This is a genomic window from Dyella telluris (genome assembly GCF_014297575.1).
Lineage (GTDB): Bacteria > Pseudomonadota > Gammaproteobacteria > Xanthomonadales > Rhodanobacteraceae > Dyella > Dyella telluris.
Genome location: NZ_CP060412.1, coordinates 839,977 through 855,849 on the forward strand (window position 1 = coordinate 839,977; position 15,873 = coordinate 855,849).

17 protein-coding genes and 1 tRNA gene are annotated in these 15,873 nt (G+C 65.6%); 10 read left to right on the forward strand and 8 right to left on the reverse strand.

The annotated features are described in order from the left end of the window. The first annotated feature begins 52 nt into the window (after positions 1 to 52). Positions 53 to 1,129: a tRNA epoxyqueuosine(34) reductase QueG gene (gene queG / locus H8F01_RS03860; protein WP_187057754.1), complete on the forward strand. Its 1,077-nt coding sequence runs from the start codon at positions 53 to 55 to the stop codon at positions 1,127 to 1,129. 73 nt (positions 1,130 to 1,202) lie between these two features. On the opposite strand, the gene pgi is transcribed toward queG, so the two are convergent. The 6 genes from pgi to pcnB form a co-directional block, all read right to left on the reverse strand. Next, positions 1,203 to 2,846: a glucose-6-phosphate isomerase gene (gene pgi, locus H8F01_RS03865; RefSeq protein WP_187057755.1), complete on the reverse strand. Its 1,644-nt coding sequence runs from the start codon at positions 2,844 to 2,846 to the stop codon at positions 1,203 to 1,205. A 113-nt stretch (positions 2,847 to 2,959) separates the two neighbouring features. Next, positions 2,960 to 3,346, reverse strand: coding sequence for an aspartate 1-decarboxylase (gene panD / locus H8F01_RS03870; protein ID WP_019465485.1), 387 nt, complete (start codon positions 3,344 to 3,346; stop codon positions 2,960 to 2,962). A 101-nt stretch (positions 3,347 to 3,447) separates the two neighbouring features. Continuing rightward, a complete protein-coding gene (gene panC / locus H8F01_RS03875) occupies positions 3,448 to 4,293 on the reverse strand; it encodes a pantoate--beta-alanine ligase (RefSeq protein WP_187057756.1) in 846 nt (281 codons plus the stop codon). Between the two features lie 25 nt (positions 4,294 to 4,318). Beyond that, a complete protein-coding gene (gene panB / locus H8F01_RS03880; protein WP_187057757.1) occupies positions 4,319 to 5,149 on the reverse strand; it encodes a 3-methyl-2-oxobutanoate hydroxymethyltransferase in 831 nt (276 codons plus the stop codon). Between the two features lie 55 nt (positions 5,150 to 5,204). Next, a complete protein-coding gene (folK, locus tag H8F01_RS03885) occupies positions 5,205 to 5,687 on the reverse strand; it encodes a 2-amino-4-hydroxy-6-hydroxymethyldihydropteridine diphosphokinase (RefSeq protein ID WP_187057758.1) in 483 nt (160 codons plus the stop codon). Beyond that, entirely contained in the window at positions 5,684 to 7,036 is a 1,353-nt protein-coding gene (pcnB, locus tag H8F01_RS03890) for a polynucleotide adenylyltransferase PcnB (protein WP_187057759.1), read from the reverse strand. The genes folK and pcnB overlap by 4 nt, the downstream gene beginning before the upstream one ends. Positions 7,037 to 7,231: 195 nt before the next feature. Between pcnB and H8F01_RS03895 the strand changes: the two genes are divergently transcribed. Then, positions 7,232 to 7,307 (forward strand) — tRNA-Glu (locus tag H8F01_RS03895). A 51-nt stretch (positions 7,308 to 7,358) separates the two neighbouring features. After that, entirely contained in the window at positions 7,359 to 7,682 is a 324-nt protein-coding gene (fdxA, locus tag H8F01_RS03900) for a ferredoxin FdxA (protein WP_187057760.1), read from the forward strand. A gap of 99 nt (positions 7,683 to 7,781) precedes the next feature. On the opposite strand, the gene H8F01_RS03905 is transcribed toward fdxA, so the two are convergent. Both H8F01_RS03905 and dapA read right to left on the reverse strand, forming a co-directional pair. Then, complete coding sequence (locus H8F01_RS03905) at positions 7,782 to 8,375, reverse strand: hypothetical protein (protein WP_187057761.1); 594 nt, start codon at positions 8,373 to 8,375, stop codon at positions 7,782 to 7,784. A gap of 39 nt (positions 8,376 to 8,414) precedes the next feature. Then, positions 8,415 to 9,308, reverse strand: coding sequence for a 4-hydroxy-tetrahydrodipicolinate synthase (gene dapA / locus H8F01_RS03910; RefSeq protein WP_187057762.1), 894 nt, complete (start codon positions 9,306 to 9,308; stop codon positions 8,415 to 8,417). Between the two features lie 264 nt (positions 9,309 to 9,572). Between dapA and H8F01_RS03915 the strand changes: the two genes are divergently transcribed. The 7 genes from H8F01_RS03915 to H8F01_RS03945 all read left to right on the forward strand — a co-directional run bounded on the left by H8F01_RS03915 (position 9,573) and on the right by H8F01_RS03945 (position 15,809). Beyond that, the gene (locus H8F01_RS03915; protein WP_425490106.1) at positions 9,573 to 10,160 is read left to right on the forward strand and encodes a glycine cleavage system transcriptional repressor; all 588 of its coding nucleotides are present in this window, start codon (positions 9,573 to 9,575) and stop codon (positions 10,158 to 10,160) included. Between the two features lie 280 nt (positions 10,161 to 10,440). After that, on the forward strand, positions 10,441 to 10,902 hold the full coding sequence (locus H8F01_RS03920) for a peroxiredoxin (RefSeq protein WP_187057764.1): 462 nt from the start codon (positions 10,441 to 10,443) through the stop codon (positions 10,900 to 10,902). A gap of 151 nt (positions 10,903 to 11,053) precedes the next feature. Continuing rightward, positions 11,054 to 12,433: a PhoH family protein gene (locus tag H8F01_RS03925; protein ID WP_187057765.1), complete on the forward strand. Its 1,380-nt coding sequence runs from the start codon at positions 11,054 to 11,056 to the stop codon at positions 12,431 to 12,433. Positions 12,434 to 12,523: 90 nt separating this feature from the next. After that, positions 12,524 to 13,309 carry a bifunctional hydroxymethylpyrimidine kinase/phosphomethylpyrimidine kinase gene (gene thiD / locus H8F01_RS03930; RefSeq protein WP_187057766.1) on the forward strand — a complete coding sequence of 262 codons (786 nt, stop codon included), beginning with the start codon at positions 12,524 to 12,526 and terminating at the stop codon, positions 13,307 to 13,309. Between the two features lie 94 nt (positions 13,310 to 13,403). Continuing rightward, positions 13,404 to 14,348 carry an aspartyl/asparaginyl beta-hydroxylase domain-containing protein gene (locus H8F01_RS03935; RefSeq protein WP_187059140.1) on the forward strand — a complete coding sequence of 315 codons (945 nt, stop codon included), beginning with the start codon at positions 13,404 to 13,406 and terminating at the stop codon, positions 14,346 to 14,348. 59 nt (positions 14,349 to 14,407) lie between these two features. Continuing rightward, positions 14,408 to 15,307, forward strand: coding sequence for an RNA polymerase sigma factor SigJ (sigJ, locus tag H8F01_RS03940; protein ID WP_187057767.1), 900 nt, complete (start codon positions 14,408 to 14,410; stop codon positions 15,305 to 15,307). Positions 15,308 to 15,341: 34 nt separating this feature from the next. Beyond that, positions 15,342 to 15,809 carry a carboxymuconolactone decarboxylase family protein gene (locus H8F01_RS03945; protein ID WP_187057768.1) on the forward strand — a complete coding sequence of 156 codons (468 nt, stop codon included), beginning with the start codon at positions 15,342 to 15,344 and terminating at the stop codon, positions 15,807 to 15,809. Positions 15,810 to 15,873: the final 64 nt, after the last annotated feature.

A 15,873-nucleotide genomic window follows, 5' to 3' on the forward strand; every position in this document is an offset into this window, starting at 1 on the left:
TTATAGGCATGCCGGCGCAGGAGCCCATGACCATACCGCCTACAATAGGCACATGGCCTCCGTTTCCGCCCCTGCCGCCGACTACGCCGCGCTCGCGCTCGACATCAAGCGCTGGGCGCGCGAGCTCGGCTTTGCCGATTGCGGCATCGCCGGTACCGACCTGGGCGAGGACGAAGCGCATCTCAAGCGCTGGCTCGACGACGGTCACCATGGCGAGATGGATTACATGGCGCGCCATGGCGACAAGCGCAGCCGCCCAGCGGAACTGGAACCCGGCACGCTGCGCGTGATCTCCGTGCGCATGGATTACATACCGCCCGGCACCAGCAATGCGTGGAACGTGCTGCGCGATCCCGATGCCGGCTACGTCGCGCGTTACGCGCTGGGCCGCGACTATCACAAGCTCATGCGCAACCGCCTGCAGAAGCTGGCCGAGCGCATCCACGGCGCCATCGGTGACTTCGGTTACCGCGCCTTTGTCGACTCGGCGCCGGTGCTGGAGAAGGCACTGGCGCGCAATGCAGGGCTGGGCTGGATCGGCAAGCACACGGTGCTGATCAACCGCAGCGCCGGTTCGTACTTCTTCCTCGGCGAGCTCTACACCAACCTGCCCTTGCCGGTGGATGCACCTGCCGGCGCGCACTGCGGCAGTTGCCGACGCTGCATCGACATATGCCCCACCCAAGCCATCGTCGCGCCGTACAAGCTCGATGCGCGCCGCTGCATTTCGTACCTCACCATCGAGCTGCGCGGCAGCATTCCCGAAGAGCTACGCGAACCCATGGGCAACCGTATCTTCGGTTGCGACGACTGCCAGTTGATCTGCCCCTGGAACAAGTTCGCGCAAGACGCCACCGAGCCCGATTTCGCCCCGCGACATCAACTGGATGGTGCAAAGCTGGTGGAGCTGTTCGGCTGGAGCGAGCAGGAATTCCTGCAACGTACCGAAGGCATGGCGATCCGACGCACCGGCTACGAAGGATGGTTGCGCAATATCGCCGTGGCGCTGGGCAATGCACCGGGTTCGGTGCAAGTGCGCGAGGCGTTGCTGGCGCGCGCCGATCATCCGTCGGAGATCGTGCGCGAGCACGTGGCGTGGGCGCTGGCCCGCCATCCAAAAACACGGTAGGAGCGCACCTGGGCGCGACCGCCGTGGCGAGAGGCGGTCGCGCCCAAGTGCGCTCCTGCATTCGATCGAAGCGTTACTTGGCGATGCGGCGCTCGTGAATGACGTCGATCAGCGCCTGCGTGGCCGAGTCGAACGATGAGGCATGGCCTGCGCCGCCCTCTTCCAGCGAGGGCAGGATCTGTCGCGCAATCGCCTTCCCCAGCTCCACGCCCCACTGGTCAAACGCGTTGATGCCCCAGAGGTGGCCAAGCATGAACACCTTCTGCTCGTACAGCGCGATCAGCGCGCCCAGGCTTTCCGGCGTGAGTGCATCGAGCATCATGACCGTGCTCGGTCGATCACCCGGGAAGGTACGTTGCGCGGCGAGCACGCGACGCTCTTCCTCGGTGCCCGACGTCGCTTCGGCCAGCGCTTCGTCCAGCGTCTTGCCCAGCGCCAGCGCAGCGGCCTGCGCCAGCAGGTTGGAGAGCAGTGCGTCGTGGTTGGCGCTGAGGTCATGCGCAGGCTTCACCACACCGATGAACTCCAGCGGCACGACATCCGTGCCCTGGTGCAGCGCCTGGAAATACGCGTGCTGCGCGTTGGTACCCACGCTGCCCCACACCACCGCCGAGGTGGACTGCGCCACGGGCTGCCCCTGCGGCGTGACCTGCTTGCCCAGGCTTTCCATTTCGAGTTGCTGCAGGTACGAGGTGAGGTCGGTGAGCAGGTCCGCGTACGGCACCACGGCACGACTGCCGCGTCCCTGCGCATTGCGGTTCCAGTATTCCACCAGGCTCAGCAGCACCGGCAGGTTTTCCGACCACGGAGCGGTGCGGAAATGGTCATCCACCAGCGCCGCGCCACGCAGCAACTCATGGAAGTTGTACGAGCCGATGGACAGCGCCAGCGACAGGCCGACGGCCGACCACAGCGAGAAACGGCCGCCAACGAAATCCCACATGGGATACACCTGCGCCGCCGGCACACCCCATTTTTCGACTTCGGCCACATTGGCGCTGACGGCGAGGAAATGGCGCGACACGGCGGCCTTGTCGCCGTTGTAGGCACGACTGATCCAGTCGCGCATGACGTTGCCGTTGAGCAGCGTCTCCTGCGTGGTGAAGGTCTTGGACACCACGATGACCAGCGTGCGCCTGGGATCGAGCTGGTGCATCAGCTCGTAGGCCGACTGGCCATCCACGTTGGTGAGGAAGTGACTGCGCAGGCCCGGCACGTGATACGGCGTAAGCGCACGCACGGCCAGGCGCGGCCCCAGGTCGGAACCGCCGATGCCGATGTTGACGATGTCGGTGATGCCCGGCGCCACGCCGAATGCGGTGGCATCGCCCAGCTCGACCGCCTTCACCAGCGCATCGATGCGCGTGAGGGTCTGCTGGATTTCCTTCAGGGCGTCCTGCGGTGCCGGCGACGGCAACGAAGAACCCGAGGCACGCAGCGCCGTGTGCAGCACGGCACGGTTCTCGGAGGTGTTGATGGGGGCACCGGCGAACATGGCGTCGCGCGCGGCCTGCCAGCCCGAGGCTTCGACGTGTGCGCCGAGCGCATCCAGTGCCTCAAGATCCAGCTTCTGCCGGCTCAGATCCAGCAGGATCGGGCCCAGACGATGTCGCAGGCGTTTGCCGCGTGCGGCGTCCTTCAGCAAGTCACGAAGATGGGTACCGGCAAGACGGTCGACGTGTTCTGCCAGGAAAGACGGACGACGCTCGTGCGACATGGGATCTCATGCTTGGCTTGGAGAGATCCCGATCTTACGCAGCTTTTCGCGCAGTGCGCCAGCAATTTTGTTGCGGCGCACCCAAGCGCCGCCCGAAGGCGGCGCCACCAGCATCAGGCGGCTGCCATCTGCTTGGGAATGGAGCGATTGGTGTGCGAAATGGCGTTCTTCGCATCCACGTACACCAGCGTCGGCTGGAACTGCTCCACCTCGGCTTCGGAGAACTGGGCAAACGCGGCGATGATGATCAGGTCACCCGGCTGCGCACGGTGCGCGGCACTGCCGTTCACCGAGATGATGCCCGAGCCTTCTTCGGCACGCAGCGCGTACGTCACAAAGCGCTTGCCGTTGTTGATGTTCCACGCATGGATCTGTTCGTACTCGCGGATGCCGGAGGCATCGAGCAACAGACCATCAATGGCGATGGAGCCTTCGTAATGGAGCTCGGCGTGAGTCACCGTGGCACGGTGGATCTTGCACTTGAGCATGTTCAGGTTCATGACTTCATTTTCCGGCAGGTACAGCCCGCGTAGCTCACCATTATCCTGCCGGGACACGCCGCGTCGCAACATGGGTCCCGGCACGGCCTAGATAAGGGTGCTCAGTCGAAAGGCAAGTTGTCGATCAGGCGGGTGGTACCCAGCCTGGCCGCAATCAGCGCCACCAGGCCCTCGGTCTCGCCCTCACCCGGCTCGGACAGGTCCTCGACCCGGCGGATGGCGGCGTAATCGGGCTCGAACCCGGCCCGGGCCAGCTTGGAGGCCGCCGCCTGCTCCACCACCGGCCAGGCGTGGCCCTTGGCGATGAGATCGCGCATCTGCTGCAGGGTGGCGTAGATCTGGGGGGCCAGGGCGCGCTGCTCGGGGGACAGGTACTGGTTGCGGGAGCTGAGCGCCAGGCCATCGTCGGCGCGCAGGGTCGCCGCGCCCATGATCTTCACCGGCAGCGACAGGTCGCGGACCATGCGCTCGATCACCTTGAGCTGCTGGAAATCCTTCTGGCCGAACACCGCAAGATCCGGCTGGACCAGGTTGAACAGCTTGCACACCACGGTGGCGACGCCATCGAAATGGCCCGGGCGATGGGCACCCTCCAGCGTTTCGGTAAGCAGCGGCACGTGGATGCTCACGCTCTGCTCCGCGCCAAACGGGTACAGCGTGGTCACGTCAGGGGCAAACAGCAGGTCGCACTCCTGCTCGGCCAGGCCGACCTGGTCCTGCACCAGGGTGCGTGGGTAGCGCTCGAAGTCCTCGTTCGGGCCGAACTGGGTCGGATTGACGAAGACGCTGGCCACCACGCGGTCGGCGCGGGCACGGGCCAGCTTGATCAGCGAATGGTGGCCGGCGTGAAGGTTGCCCATGGTGGGCACGAAGCCCACCGTAAGGCCCTGGCCGCGCCATCCGCGGATGACGGCGCGCAGCGCCGCGGCATCTTGCACTGTCTGCATGTCTGTTCTGCTTTACTCAGTCGCTTCAGTCGAAGCAATGTTCCGGCGCCGGGAAGGCGCCATTGCGTACGTCATCGGCATAGGCCGTGATCGCCGCGCCCACAGAATCGCGTCCTGCGAGGAAATCCTTGCTGAATTTCGGTCGTTTGCCAGGCGTGACGCCCAGCATGTCGTGGATCACCAGCACCTGGCCGTCACAGTGCGGGCCGGCGCCGATGCCGATGGTCGGGATGGAGATGGCCTGCGTGATGCGCTCGCCCAGTGCGGTCGGGATGCCTTCGAGCACCAGCAGGTCGGCACCGGCCGCTTCCACGGCCCTGGCCTCCTCGACCAGACGGTCCGCGGCGCTCTGCTCGCGCCCCTGTATGCGGAAGCCGCCGAACTTGTGCACGGACTGCGGCGTGAGGCCCAGGTGGGCGCACACCGGAATGGCCCGCTCGACCAGCGCCGTGATCACTTCGAGGATGTGCGGTGCGGCGCCTTCGATCTTCACCATCGCGGCACCGCCCTCGCCCACCAGCTGCGCGCCGGCTTCCAGCGCGTGCGCCACGTCGCGATCGGCCATGAACGGCAGGTCGGCGACCAGCAGGGTGGCCTGCAGCCCGCGGGCCACGATGCTGGTGTGATAGACCATGTGGTCCAGCGTGACCGGCAAGGTGCTCTTGTGCCCCTGGATCACCATGCCGAGCGAATCACCGACGAGTGCCACGTCGATCCCGGCCATTTCAAGCTGTGCCGCGAAGCTGGCGTCGTAGCAGGTGAGCATGACGATGCGACGGCCTTCCGCCTTCATCGCGCGCAGCATCGGCACGGTAACCGGCTTGCGCGTGGGTGCGTTCGCTTTTTGCGCGTACACGGGTTTTCCTAGAACGGAGGCAGACGCGGATTATCCCGCGCTAAATGTGAAGGGCTCAAGGTAGACGTTCGCAACCGGCAGCATCCACCGTGGCCAGCAGGTCGGCCACCCGGCCCTGCCCCGGCAGCAGCAAGTCCGGCGCCAGCGCATGCAACGGCAACAGCACGAAGGCGCGATCGGCAATGCGCGGATGCGGCAGGGTCAGCCGCTCGTCGGACAGCACCACGCCATCCATGTGCAGCACGTCCAGATCCAGCGTGCGCGGCCCCCAGCGCTCGCCATCACGCACTCGCCCTGCCGCGCGCTCGACGGCGAGCAGCGCATCGAGCAGATCATGCGGCGACAAGGCGGTGTCGATGCGCGCCACGGCATTGACGAAGGCGGGCTGATCCACCACGCCCCACGGCGGCGTGAGGTACAGCGGCGAGCGGTCCAGCAACCGCGTCCGCGGAAGTTTATTCAGCGCATCGAACGCGCCCAGCACCTGGCCGTGCGCGTCACCGAGATTGCTGCCCAGCGCAATGAATGCTTCGGTCACGCCGGGTCCGACTTGCCCTTCTTCGACGCCGGCTTGCGTCGGCGCCGCTTGCGCGGCTTGGGCGCGACGGCATCGTCCGCCGGACCACCGGCCGCGCCGCCCGCCAGTGCAGCCGCCAGCGTCTCGGGCGGCAACTGCTGGGCATGCGCCCACCATTCGCCCAGCTGCTGCACCGCCTGCGATTCGGCCGCACGCAGCAGCAGGAAATCGAACGCGGCACGGAAACGCGGATGCGCCATCAGGCGGAATACGCGCTTGCGCTGCACCTGCTCGAAACGTGGCTGCAGGCCCCAGATTTCTTCCATGGTGAGCGTGAAACGGCGCGGGATGGCCACGCGCTGGCACTGCTCGGCGATCACATGGGTTGCGGCACGCTCCCATGCCACCACCGGCTCCACGCTCTTGGTCATCCAGGTATGGGCCAGGTCACGCACCTCGCCCCACAGCAGCACCGCGAACAGGAACGCCGGCGTCACCGACTTGCCTTCCGCCACGCGTGCGTCGGTATTGGCCAGGCCCTGCTCGATCAGCGAGCGCAGCGCCTCGTCGCCGCGCTTGAGCGCGCGGGCGGTGGCAGGGAACATGAATTTCAGCAGGCCGGTCTGTTCGAGCATGTGGAAGCTCTTCAGGCCATGGCCGGAAAGGAACAGCTTGAGCGACTCGTCGAACAGGCGTGCGGGCGCCGCTTCGGCGAGCAGCGGGCCCAGCTCCGCAAACGGCGCGGCAGCGGCGGCATCGATGCGGAAATCAAGCTTGGCCGCCAGGCGCACCGCACGCAGCATGCGCACCGGATCTTCGCGATAGCGCGTGGCCGGATCGCCGATCAGGTGCAGCACGCGGTTCTCCACGTCCTGCATGCCGCCGACGTAGTCGCGCACCGAGAAATCGCTGATGTCGTAGTAGAGCGCATTGACGCGGAAGTCGCGGCGCAGCGCATCTTCCTCGATGGTGCCCCACACGTTGTCGCGCACGATGCGGCCGTCGACGATGTGGCGATCGCCCTCACCCTCTTCCTCACCGGTGCCACGGAAGGTGGCCACCTCGATGATCTCCGGCCCGTACACCACATGGGCCAGGCGGAAACGTCGCCCGATCAGGCGGCAATTGCGGAAGAGTTTCTTGACCTCGTCGGGCGTGGCGCTGGTGGCCACGTCGAAGTCCTTGGGGTGGCCACCGAGCAGCAGATCGCGCACGGCACCGCCCACGAGGTAGGCCTGGTAGCCGGCTTCGTTAAGGCGGTAAAGCACGCGCAGCGCTGCCTTGCTGATGTTCTTGCGCGAAATCACGTGCTGCTCGCGCGGAATGATGCGCAGTGCAGGCGTGGCGTTGGTCCTTGCGTCGTGATTCAAGCGGTTTGGATCCTTAGAGCCTATCCAGGGCGCACAGCGCCGTTCAAAGCGATCAGTCGCGGCATCGTTCCGCCGCATCCACATCTACGCAAGCCCCACGGAGCTGGCGGCCGTCCCACCAGGCCGGGTCCGGGAGCCCCACGGGCATTGCCGGGCGAAACAATTTCGCTATACTAGCGCGCTCCGGTGCATTTCGCTCCCTTCGTCTAGTGGCCTAGGACACCGCCCTCTCAAGGCGGGAACACGAGTTCGAACCTCGTAGGGAGCGCCACTTCCGGCCTGGCACGGGCCGCGTCCTTCTCAACAACAGGCGCGCGACAGCATGACTTTTGTCGTTACCGACAACTGCATCAAGTGCAAATACACCGATTGCGTCGAGGTTTGCCCGGTCGACGCCTTCCACGAAGGCCCGAACTTCCTGGTGATCGATCCGGACGAGTGCATCGACTGCACCCTCTGCGAGCCCGAGTGCCCGATCAACGCGATCTATCCCGAGGACGATGTCCCCGCGGGCCAGGAATCCTTTGTTGCGCTGAACGCCGAACTGGCCAAGAGCTGGCCGGTGATCACCGAGCGCAAGGACGGCCTGGCCGACGCCAAGGACTGGGAAAACAAGCCTGACAAGCTGGGCCTGCTCGAACGCTGAGCCTGCCGCCGGGCTCAACCAACCACCCGGCCATGACGGTTCAAGCATAAAAAAACGCCGCCCCTGGGCGGCGTTTTTCGTGGCCGGGAAGGCAGCGGATCAACCGCCGCCCATGCGACCCTTGAGCGTGTCGACCACCTTGGCCACGGCGCCGGCATCGCCCTGCGCACGCACTTCGCTGGCCTTCTCGCCGCTGGTGCTGACGGCCAGGGTGACCTGCTTCGGGGTTGCGCCCGGGGCATCGGCGCTCTGCTTGGACTTGCCGTTGAACATGCTGCTGAAGAAGCCCTTCTTCTCGGACGGCAGGTCCGAAGCCACCACGCTCAGCGTGTAGGTATGGGCAGCGTCGTCATGCGCCACCACCTGGCCGATATCACCGTTCTCCAGAGCCTGACCCACGCGGCGATACGTGTTGTCGACGCTGTCGTTCAGCACGAAACCGTCGGCAATCTGGCCGGCGCTCTGGCCGACGCGCGCCGTGGCGCCATTGGAGGTCGGGTTGTTGGCACCCTGCTCCGGGATAACCAGCGCAGCGCTGGTGGACGGCGTATCCAGGCCCGGCGGGATTTCGAGCGGCGTTTCCTGTTTGGCGGTTTCCCAGGCCTTCTGCGAACGGAACATGCCGCAGCCGGAGAGCAGCAAGGCGGACAGGGCCAGTACCGGCAGGGCCACGACAAGCGGGGATTTCTTCATGTAAGCAGATTCCGTAGGAGTATCAGTTGCCCAAAAATGTCAGGCCGCATTCGCCAAGGATGCCAGACCCGCCAGCGCTTCGCGAAGTCGCGCGCGATCCGGACCATCCTCCAATTCAACCAGAGGCAGGCGTGGTGCCGCCAATCCCAGCCCCAGCGGAGGCAGACCCGCCTTCACCGCGATCGGGTTCGGTGCGCAGTTCAGCGCCGAAACCAGCGGGGCCAGGGCCGCGTCGCAACGCTGTGCCTCGCCCCTGTCGCCGGCGGTGGCCGCATCGCACATCATGCGAAACGCACGAGGTGCGAGATTGGCTACCACCGAGATCGTTCCCGCCCCGCCCGCAAGCATGGCCTTGCAGGCCGTGCCATCGTCGCCGGACAGATAGACGAAATCCGGGCGCGCAAGTTCCGCAATGGCGGCAATCCGCTCGTCCGTGCCCAGGGCTTCCTTGAGGCCCACGATGGCCGGATGGTCGCGCAGCGCGGCCACCGTGGCCGGCAGCAGGTCGCAACCCGTGCGCGCCGGCACGTTGTACAGGATCACCGGCAGGCCGCCATGCTCGGCCACTTCCAGGAAGTGGCGACGCAGGCCCTCCTGCGTGGGACGCACGTAGTACGGCGCCACCACCAGGGCTGCATCGGCGCCCAGGGCTTTCGCACGGCGCGTGAGAGCCACGGTCTTGGCCGTGCCCGCCTCGCCGGTGCCGGCGATCACGCGAATACGGCCGGCGATGTGCTGCACGGCGAAGGCGAGCAGGCGCTCGTATTCGTCGTGCTCCAACATGTGGGCTTCGCCCGTGGAGCCAGCCACGACCACGCCTTCAGTGCCGCTGTCGAGCTGGTAGTCCAGCAGTTTCTCGAAAGCCGGCAGATCGAGCGCGCCCTCCGCGGTGAACGGCGTTACCAGCGCGCAGATGCTTCCGCGAATGTCCAAGACCGGCTCCGGCTGAAAATCAAACCCCGCATGTTACTGGAAAAGGCTCTTACGCCAATACAAGACGGCAGCCGGCGCGCCAGCGCCCGGCACGGACGGGCCAGGCGCCGGATCAGGCACGGTCAGATCGCAAGATTCCCCGCCTGCAAGCCATTTCCCGTCACGCTCCAGGTGGGTCAAAAGCCGCCGGGACACCCCGCCCGGACTTACTTGCGGCGCTCTGGCAGCGGCAAGTAAGCTGGCTGGACGTGCTTTTCGACCCGCATCCTGCGGGGGCCGCCACAGGTGGACTCCTTGAACCGTTCTTCCGCGCGCACCAGCAGCGACAACCAGTTGCTGATCCAGACGCTGACCCCCTCCTCCCAGGCGCCCCTGCTGACGCTGGCCAAGCGGATCGCGGAGGCGGGCTGCAACCTTGCCGATGCCAGGGTGGCCTCGCTGGGCGCCGACACCTCGCTGACGCTGCTCGCCACGGGCTCCTGGGATGCCGTGGCCAAGCTGGAAACCGCACTGGCCAAGGTGGCCCGCGACGAAGACCTGCGCCTGTCGTTCTATCGCACCGGGCCGCGCGAACACCATTCGCACCTGCTGCCCTACCTCATCGAGGTGATCTCGGCGGATCGGCCAGGCATCCTGGTGAAGATCATCGACTTCTTCGATCGCCGCGACATCGTCATCGAGCAGCTGAGCTCGCTGCGCTATCAGGCCATGCAGACCGGTGCGGACATGTTTCAGGCGCAGATCACCATCGGCATTCCGGCGGCAACGCACATCGCCGCGCTGCGCGATGATTTCCTGGAGTTCTGCGATGGCCTCAACCTGGATGCCATCATGGATCCGGTGAAGTTCTGAGCAGCCAGAAGGGTCGCTGAAAACGAAAAACCCGGCACTCTGGCCGGGTTCTTGAGCATGCTCCCTGACGTCGCCTGCCGCAAGGGCTGTCATTGACGCCGTGGCAAGCGCTAGTCTCTGTTCCCGAGGGCAGCACCGGAGAGGCATGCATGCAGCAGGAGGGTCGAGTCGCAACGCTCGCAGGGCGCACGCCGATCGCCCGCTTCCCCTTCTCCGCTGCCCCGTTCCCCTTGATTCATTGCATTCAGTCGAAGCCGTCCCCGGCTTCGCAGGAGAACCCATGCCCGAAGTTGGCAAGAAAGTCCCCAAGCTCAAAGGCCCGACCGGCGATGGCGGTGAACTGAAGCTCGACAGCCTGAAGGGCCAGTGGGTGGTGGTGTACTTCTACCCGAAGGACAGCACGCCCGGTTGCACCACCGAGGCCAAGGATTTCCGCGACCTCTACCCCGCGTTCCAGAAGCGTCATGCCGAGATCATCGGCGTGTCGCGCGACTCGGTGAAGTCCCACGCGAACTTCGCCACCAAGCAGGAGCTGCCGTTCCCGCTGGTTTCCGACCCCGACGAAACCTGGTGCAACGCCTTCGACGTGATCCACGAGAAGGTGCTGTATGGAAAACGTCACATGGGTGTCGTACGAAGTACCTTCCTGATCGATCCCGAAGGCAGGCTGGCCCAGGAATGGCGCAACGTGAAAGTCACCGGACACGCCCAGGCCGTGCTCGACGCCATCCCCGCCAAGTGACCGCTCAGCGCTCCTTTCGCCATGTCACCGCCCGTCCCCGGGGACGGGCATCCACCGGTGCACAGGGCAAACCGGCCGGATTGGCCGGGTCCCCGCGGCATGCCGCATGCCGCGGTTCATCCACCTCGCACGCTCAAGAGGTTTCTTCCGTATGACCGGAAGCAAGCGCATCTACGCTCTCGACACCAACGTGTTGCTGCACGATCCGACGTCGCTGTTCCGCTTCGAAGAGCACGATGTCTTCATCCCGATGACGGTGTTGGAGGAACTGGACGAGAAGAAGAAAGGCGCCTCGGAAGTCTCGCGCAACGGCCGCCAGGTCAGCCGTTTCCTCAATGAACTGATCGAACGCGGCAACGGCCACGGCATCAGCAACGGGCTCGAACTGGCCAACCCGCAAGGCGTGAACCTCAAGCGCGGCGCGGGAGTGGGTCGCCTGTATTTCCAGCAGCGCACCAGCAACGGCCACGGCAAGGCGGACAACCTGATTCTGTCGGCCGTGATCGAGCTGCGTGACGAGAACCCCGACCAGTCGGTCATCCTGGTCACCAAGGACATCAACCTCCGCATCAAGGCCAAGATCTACGGCATCCACGCGGAAGACTACGAAAACGATCGCGCCCTCGACGATTTCACCCTGCTCTACACCGGCTCCACGGCGCTGCCGGAAGACTTCTGGGACAAGCACCCAGAAGTGCAGTCGTGGAACGAGCGCGGCCGTACTTTCTACAAGCTCGACCGTCGCGATGACGAAGACTGGTACGCCAACCAGTGCCTGTACCTGCCCGGCGACAACAGCGTGGAGCTGCGCGTGCTGCACGTGGACGACACCAAGGCCACGCTGGTGCTGCTGGACGACCACAGTCACTCCAACCACGCTGTCTGGGGCATTGCCGCGCGCAACCGCGAACAGAATTTCGCGCTCAACGTGCTGATGGATCCGGACGTGGATTTCGTCACCCTGCTCGGTACGGCGGGTACCGGCAAGACCCTGCTGGCGCTCGCTGCCGGCCTGGCGCAGGTGATGGACCAGCAGCGTTATCGCGAAATCATCATGACGCGCGCCACGGTATCGGTGGGCGAGGACATCGGCTTCCTGCCCGGCACCGAAGAGGAAAAGATGACGCCGTGGATGGGCGCCCTCACCGACAACCTCGAAGTGCTCGCCAACCCGGAGGAAGGCGGCAGCTGGGGCCGACAGGCCACCAATGACCTGCTGGCCTCGCGCATCAAGATCCGCTCGCTGAACTTCATGCGTGGTCGCACGTTCCTTTCGCGTTACCTGATCATCGACGAGGCGCAGAACCTCACGCCCAAGCAGATGAAGACACTGATCACCCGCGCGGGACCGGGTACCAAGATCGTCTGCCTGGGCAACGTGGAACAGATCGACACGCCCTACCTCACCGAAACCACGTCCGGCCTGACCTACGCGGTCGACCGCTTCAAGCACTGGGAACACTCGGCGCACATCACGCTGCGTCGTGGCGAGCGCTCGCGACTGGCGGATTTCGCGTCGGAAGCGTTGTAACGATCACTGGCGGCGTTCCGGCCCGTGCCGGAACGCCGCAAGCCCCTCGAACAGGGATAATGGCGGCCATCGTGACCGACGGACGCCGTCATGCCCCATGCATCCCCTCCCATCGCCCTCACCATCGCCGGCTCCGATTCCGGCGGCGGCGCCGGCATCCAGGCCGACCTGAAGACCTTTCATGCGCGTGGCGTGCATGGCCTGTCCGTGATCGCGGCACTCACCTCGCAGAACACGCGCGGGGTCACGGCGGTGCATACGGTGCCGCTGAAACACATCCGCAGCCAGCTCGATGCCGTTTTCGACGATTTCCCCATCGGCGCGGTGAAGACCGGCATGCTCGGCAGTGCAGCGGTGACGAAGCTGGTGGCCAAAGAAATGCGCACGCGCCAGCCGTCCTGGCTGGTGGTGGACCCCGTGATGATTTCCACCAGTGGCGCACGGCTGCTCGACGAAGACGCGGTACAGGCCATGGTGGAAGAACTGATTCCGCTGGCCGACGTACTCACGCCCAACCTGCCGGAGGCCGAGGCCCTGCTCGGCCGCAAGCTGCGCAAGGCGAAGGATTTCGACCGCGCTGGCGAAGCCTTGCTCGCCCTGGGCGCGAAGGCGGTGCTGCTCAAGGGCGGCCATTCCGACGAACGCCAGGTGGTGGATCGCCTGTACGACGAACGCGGCGTGATGGAGCTGCGCCACCGTCGCCTGCCCATCGAGGGCCATGGCACGGGCTGCACACTGGCCTCGGCCATCGCTGCAGAACTCGCCAAGGGACAGGCGCCGCGCTCAGCGGTCCGGCGTGCGGTGGCCTACGTGCAGCGCGCACTGGAACGCAGCTATCGCCCTGGCGGCGGCGCGGTTCACGTGCTCGGCCATTGACGTGACAAATCCGCACGCCGGCTGAACCGGCGCCCGGGCGCCGGCTCGTTCAGGGGGTAGAATGGCGGTTTCCGCCGCCGTCACGCTTTTGTCCATGATCCTCGCCCCGCGCCTCGTGCTGTTCATCCTTCTCGCGCTGTTCGTGCTGTGCGTGCTGCTGGTGCATCTGCGTGGACGCACCCGGCTGCGCTTCGACCGCCAGCTGGTGGATCACTCGGCGGTATTCGCCCCGTACAACTTGCTGATGTACGCGTTCTCCGCCGTGCCGGCCCGGCCCATTCTGGACCGCCGCGGCTTTCCTCAGCTGGACCTGCTGCAGGCCAACTGGCAGGCCATCCGCGAAGAAGCGCTGCACCTGTTCGACGAGGGCTACATCCGTGCGGCGGAGAAGAACAACGACGCCAGCTTCAACAGTTTCTTCAAGCAGGGCTGGAAGCGCTTTTACCTGAAGTGGTACGGCGAACCACTGGCCTCCGCCGAAACGCTGTGCCCCAAGACGGTGGCCTTGCTCAACTCCATCCCCAGCGTGAAAGCGGCGATGTTTGCCCTGCTGCCGCCGGGCAGCAAGCTCAATCCGCACCGCGATCCGTTCGCCGGTTCGCTGCGCTACCACCTCGGCCTGATCACTCCCAATTCGGAAGACTGCCGCATCTTTGTCGATGGCGAGATCCACAGCTGGGGCGACGGCAAGGACGTGGTGTTCGACGAAACCTACGTGCACTGGGCGGAGAACCGCACCGACCAGACCCGCGTGATCCTGTTCGCCGACGTGGAGCGTCCGCTGCGCACGGGTTTCATGAACGCGATCAACCATCGCGTCGGCGCCTTCATGGGCAAGATCACCGCGTCGCCCAACACCGAATCGCCGGAAGAGAAGACCGGTTTCGTCAATCGCGTGTTCGCCCTGAACCAGCGCAGCCGCGAGCGCAACCGCGTGTTCAAGAAGAAGCACCCCAAGCTGTTCCGCGCGGTGAAATACGCCGGCATGCTGGTGCTGATCTGGATCATCTTCCTGGCGCCCTGGCCGTTCTTCCGCTGAGCTGTCACGAACCATGACGCTCGCGCGTCCATGAAGTATCCGTCCCACAGGAGTACGCCATGGACCGCGCCACCGCCACCTTCCAGCAACACCGCCCGCGCCTGCTGGGCCTGGCCTATCGCATGCTCGGTACCCAGGCCGATGCGGAAGACGTGCTGCATGACGCCTGGCTGCGCTGGCACCAGCAGGACACGGACACGCTGGACGACGCTGAGGCCTGGCTGGTCACGGTCACTACGCGCCTTTCGCTTGACCGCCTGCGACGAGCAAAGACCGAACGCCAGCACTACACCGGTCCGTGGCTGCCCGAGCCGCTGGTGGAAGAGGCGGAACAGCCCGAAGCCGAGCTGGAGCGCGTCGAAAGCCTCAGCCTTTCCTTTCTCGCCCTGCTCGAACGCCTGAGCCCGGAAGAACGCGCCGCGTTCCTGCTGGTCCAGGTGTTCGATTACAGCCACGCCGAAACGGCGGCCATGCTGCAGATTGCGGAGGACGCCTGCCGCCAGCGCGTGCACCGTGCGCGCCAACGCCTGCGTGAAGGCCGGCCACGCTTCACCCACTCCCCGGATGCGCAGCGCCGTTTGCTGGAGAAATTCCGCGACGCGCTGGAAAGCGCCAGCGTCGATTCGCTGCAGGCACTGTTCGCGGAAGACGCCGTCCATCTTGCCGATGGCGGTGGCAAGGCCACGGCCACGCTGCGGCCGCTGCACGGCGGCGAGCGACTGGTGCGCCTCTACGGCATCATCGCCCAGCGCTACCGCCAGTGGCCCATCGTGCATCGCATCCTGTGGATCAACGGTGCCCCCGCCCTGCTTACCTGGGTGGATACCAGGCTGGCCACCGTGGCGTGGATCGAAACCGACGGCGAGCGCATCACCAGCATCCACTCGCTGCGCAACCCGGAAAAACTCGCCCGGCTGGAAGCTGTCACGAATCCGCAGGCTGGCACGTCCTTGTACTGAAACGGCCACTGTGGCCGGCACTCAAGGAACCGTCATGTCCAAGCGCCTCTCTTTCATGAAGTCCCCCAAGGCCATCAAGCCGCTGTTCGACTTCAGCCAGGCCATGCACCAGTGCGGGCTCGAGCGTCCGCTGATCGAACTCGTGCTGATGCGCGCCTCGCAGCTCAACGGCTGTGCGTACTGCATGGACATGCACAGCAAGGATGCGCGTGCCGGCGGCGAAACCGAGCAGCGCCTGTACATGCTGCCAGGCTGGCGCGAAGCGCCGTCCATCTACAGCGAGCGCGAAAGCGCCGCGCTGGGCTGGACCGAAGCCGTCACCCGACTGGGCGAGCACGGCGTGTCCGATGAGATCTACGACCGCGCCCGCGCTTCCTTCAGCGAGGAAGAACTGGTCAGCCTTACGGTGACGATTGGCCTGATCAACACCTGGAACCGCATCAACGTGGCGTTCCAGACGCCGGCCGGCAGCTACAAGCCGGCGGCCCAGCAGGCCGCCTGACCGCGGCGATCAGGCACCGCGCTTTTTTGGGGCGGCCAGCCACGTGCAAAAAAAAAGCCCCTCT

Coding starts and splice junctions, on each gene's coding strand:
- queG (WP_187057754.1), top strand. CDS start 53: ATGGCCTCCGTTTCCGCCCCTGCCGCCGACTACGCCGCGCTCGCGCTC.
- pgi (WP_187057755.1), bottom strand. CDS start 2,846: ATGTCGCACGAGCGTCGTCCGTCTTTCCTGGCAGAACACGTCGACCGT.
- panD (WP_019465485.1), bottom strand. CDS start 3,346: ATGAACCTGAACATGCTCAAGTGCAAGATCCACCGTGCCACGGTGACT.
- panC (WP_187057756.1), bottom strand. CDS start 4,293: ATGCAGACAGTGCAAGATGCCGCGGCGCTGCGCGCCGTCATCCGCGGA.
- fdxA (WP_187057760.1), top strand. CDS start 7,359: ATGACTTTTGTCGTTACCGACAACTGCATCAAGTGCAAATACACCGAT.
- H8F01_RS03905 (WP_187057761.1), bottom strand. CDS start 8,375: ATGAAGAAATCCCCGCTTGTCGTGGCCCTGCCGGTACTGGCCCTGTCC.
- H8F01_RS03920 (WP_187057764.1), top strand. CDS start 10,441: ATGCCCGAAGTTGGCAAGAAAGTCCCCAAGCTCAAAGGCCCGACCGGC.
- H8F01_RS03925 (WP_187057765.1), top strand. CDS start 11,054: ATGACCGGAAGCAAGCGCATCTACGCTCTCGACACCAACGTGTTGCTG.
- thiD (WP_187057766.1), top strand. CDS start 12,524: ATGCCCCATGCATCCCCTCCCATCGCCCTCACCATCGCCGGCTCCGAT.
- H8F01_RS03935 (WP_187059140.1), top strand. CDS start 13,404: ATGATCCTCGCCCCGCGCCTCGTGCTGTTCATCCTTCTCGCGCTGTTC.
- sigJ (WP_187057767.1), top strand. CDS start 14,408: ATGGACCGCGCCACCGCCACCTTCCAGCAACACCGCCCGCGCCTGCTG.
- H8F01_RS03945 (WP_187057768.1), top strand. CDS start 15,342: ATGTCCAAGCGCCTCTCTTTCATGAAGTCCCCCAAGGCCATCAAGCCG.